General features: G+C 41.4%; 3 protein-coding genes. All 3 read right to left on the bottom strand.

The window, feature by feature from the left end; all coding sequences use genetic code 11:
* A partial coding sequence (locus C6P11_RS00165) for a transposase (RefSeq protein ID WP_210114203.1) occupies positions 1 to 242 on the bottom strand: 242 nt, incomplete at its 3' end.
* 182 nt (positions 243 to 424) lie between these two features.
* Positions 425 to 736 carry a hypothetical protein gene (locus C6P11_RS11135; protein ID WP_245299698.1) on the bottom strand — a complete coding sequence of 104 codons (312 nt, stop codon included), beginning with the start codon at positions 734 to 736 and terminating at the stop codon, positions 425 to 427.
* Positions 737 to 745: 9 nt separating this feature from the next.
* Positions 746 to 1,942 carry a helix-turn-helix domain-containing protein gene (locus C6P11_RS00160; protein ID WP_245299696.1) on the bottom strand — a complete coding sequence of 399 codons (1,197 nt, stop codon included), beginning with the start codon at positions 1,940 to 1,942 and terminating at the stop codon, positions 746 to 748.
* Positions 1,943 to 2,331 lie beyond the last annotated feature (389 nt).

Raw genomic sequence — 2,331 nt, 5'->3', positions numbered from 1 at the left:
TCTGCAACGTCGTCGTTGCGATAACCTTCGATAACTTGAATGAGCATTTGCAATAACAATTCTACCTTAGCATAGCGTGGATTTTTGCGATTATCGTTGAATTCAACGTTATTAAAGAGCCTGGAAATTACAGGCGAATTCAGAAAAATACTAAGCAGCACGTTGCCACCATCCGAGGTAATTGGTGCCCCATTGTCTGAAACTGCAACTAAAGGGTTGCTAGGTAATACTTTTTGAGTCATAATTTTAGACGCTCCAATTTTTGAGTATTTGGTTTGTTTTCCACTAACAAAATATCATAAAAAAGAGCTCCTATGGTTTTCACCCAACGGGTGAAAGCGCAAAACCCGCTGAAACGGTATTAACTTGCTGTTTCAGCGGTTTTTTGTTTGTCTTGATGAATAATCCGGGTAAAAAAAACGTTTTAGTTTGCAGGGAAACGTAGCTTAACACCACGCTCTTTTTCAAACTTTTCTGCCTTCAATTCGCTTAAGCGACGACGCAATTGCTCAAAGTCTAATGACGTTGGCATCGTTGGCCAGATAAACGTATTTTCCTCTGAAATCTGCGCATGATTAATGTCAGAAATCAAAATATCGGTATCATCATCGATGAATTCAGACACTTCGACGTTCATGGCTCGTAATCCGAGCAACATATCGGTCAAAATGGCCTCAAGCCCAAATTGATAGTTAATATCAATCGCAACCTTAATCTTTGGGAAAACACGGTGCATATCAAACACCTATGCAAATCCAACATACAAAATTTCGAAATACGCATTTCGCGCTGCTTTCACATCAAGATGACGACGCTCCGCAATATCATCAATCAGGTTCAACGTAAAATCAGCCATTAGTGGGAATTGTTCATACGCTGCATCGAAACGCACTACCATTTGACGATCATCACTTGTCGGACTAACCACCGCCCCAATCAACGTACCGAAGAACACCTCTCGAATAAGATCGCGTTCACGTACCGTTAATTGATAACCAAAGAAGTCAGCATAATGACGGTCAACCAAGCGAATAAATCCTTCAATCATCCCCGCTGCTGATGGCGTCAAATTTTCATATCGGCCAACTTCATAACCAACGTCAATTGAGAACAACGCAATCAATGCGTAACGCGCCTCACGATGCAACTGTTCATCCGTAATATCCGGCACACGCAACTTCACTTGCTGTTCGAAATATGCAATGAGGCGTTGTGACTTGTCGTTTAGCTGGTCATTTGGCAACAACAAATCATCAATTGCATCATCTTCCACAAAATGGCCTAGTTGTAGGCGTTCAAGCCAAATCGCAGTGGAAAATCGCAAGGCAATGCGCTTACTCTGACGAATTTTGGTCTCTTCAGGTGAAATGATTTTGATAATCGCTTTAATCGCTTGATTCGATAGCGCTAACTCTTCATCTGAAAACGGAAAAATGCGATCCGCAAAATACTTTACGAAGAGGCGGAAGTACACTGCGCGTATTTCTGCTTCATTCCCAGCCAAGGTATAATCCTGCGTAATTTTAATACCGTGCTGTTCAAAGAATTCGTCGAGTTGCAACTTTCCATTACGCGCTGAAGAAACTGTCGTTAAATTGCGAACAGCAAAGTCTTCATAAGAATGCATCGTTTCGTTAAACGTCTCGCGCATCAGTTGCCATGGAATCGATTGACGCATGTAATGCAACGCAAAGACGTTCGAATCCACGTTGCGATTCCGCGTTAACTCAATCATTTTTTCATCTGCTGACATCTTGAAAAACGATGGTTCCTCACCGTAAAATTCCTGCATATCATCAACTAAGCCACGAATTGTCGACAGCACCATATACTTTGACCAGTCAAAGTATTCTTGGACCATCTTAAGCGGCAATTTAGTCTCTGGCCGCGATACCAAATAGCGTAATAACTCTACTTTTTGGCGGTCCTTTTTCTCAATCATCCACTCCATATTTTCTCACCCTAAAAAAATTCGTTATTAACTAACCCGGATTATTCATGTACTAAATTTTTAACCACAGCTAAATAAGTAAAATACGATAAATCACCTTGAAACTGCCAGTACCTTGGCACGGTTTCAGGGTGTTTTTTTCGATTGAGCGTTTTTTGAGAAAAATGGGCACACTAAAACCAGCCAGATTTTGCTATTTTTTTGAAAATCCACTTCGTTGTTTTATTGCCACAAAGCATTTAGTCGTTCCCAAGCTCGCCAGAACAGACCATCGAATTGTTCTTGGATGAGGCTATCTAACGTCAAGATCACCTTGCGGGCGTGCTTAGTGACACGTCCCCCGATTTTTAACAAACGGTCTCGAAAGGTGTTGATTGTCC

Origin of the sequence: Weissella confusa (genome assembly GCF_004766315.1) — a bacterium.
Taxonomy (GTDB): Bacteria; Bacillota; Bacilli; order Lactobacillales; family Lactobacillaceae; genus Weissella; species Weissella confusa_A.
Note: the sequence above shows the minus strand (reverse complement) of the source record. Positions and strands in the feature narration are given on the sequence as shown.

Coding starts and splice junctions, on each gene's coding strand:
- C6P11_RS00160 (WP_245299696.1), bottom strand. CDS start 1,942: ATGATTGAGAAAAAGGACCGCCAAAAAGTAGAGTTATTACGCTATTTG.
- C6P11_RS11135 (WP_245299698.1), bottom strand. CDS start 736: ATGCACCGTGTTTTCCCAAAGATTAAGGTTGCGATTGATATTAACTAT.